Source organism: Pseudomonas sp. CM25, assembly GCF_013179705.1.
GTDB lineage: Bacteria > Pseudomonadota > Gammaproteobacteria > Pseudomonadales > Pseudomonadaceae > Aquipseudomonas.
In genome coordinates this window covers 1-644 of record NZ_JABMCW010000714.1, presented here as the reverse complement: position 1 = coordinate 644, position 644 = coordinate 1, and the positions used below count along the sequence as shown (strand labels likewise).

Here is a 644-nt window from a genome sequence, read left to right as displayed (position 1 = left end):
CTGCAACATCACCCGCGCCGTCTCGCCGCTTTCATCCAGTGCACTAAGCTCGGCCTGCCCGACCTGCGGCAAGCGCAGCAGCAAGCTGTCTTGCCCCTGGGTTTCCCCCAATGGCTGGCCATTGAGGAACCACCAGCGCCGCCCGCCACCGCCCAGGGCCGACACATGCAACTGCAGCGGCTCGCTGCTGGTGACCGGGCGACGCAAGTTGTCGCCCGGGCGCACGCCGACGATTGACAGCGGTGGCGCGCTGGCCGTTACTTGCGTTGGGCAGGCCGGGTCGATGGCCGGCAGCCGTGCCGCGCGCCGCTCGACCCGGGGCAGCCAAGGCTCAAGCGGCGCCGGCCAAAGGGCGATATCGCGGGCCTTGGCACCCGGGCAACTGCCATCCACGCGCAGCCCCTGATCGTTGACCCACACACTTTCGCGCAAACCCAGCCCCAAGGGCTGGTCGGCGGCCTGCAGGGTCGGCGGTGTGGTGCCGTCCAGGGTCCAGGCAAAGCGCTGACGTCGGCAGTTGGGGTCCTTCCTGCTCATCGGCTGGCCCAAAGGCCAACAGATCGCCGCCACCCCGACATTTGCCGGCACCCGTTCGACCGGCACACTGATGCCACGCTGGCTGTCACGGTTGCTCAGCAGGTCGT

General features: G+C 69.1%; 1 pseudogene. It reads right to left on the bottom strand.

The features are described from left to right. Window positions 1–644: pseudogene (locus HP546_RS30880) on the bottom strand (penicillin-binding protein 1C); the annotation flags it as partial.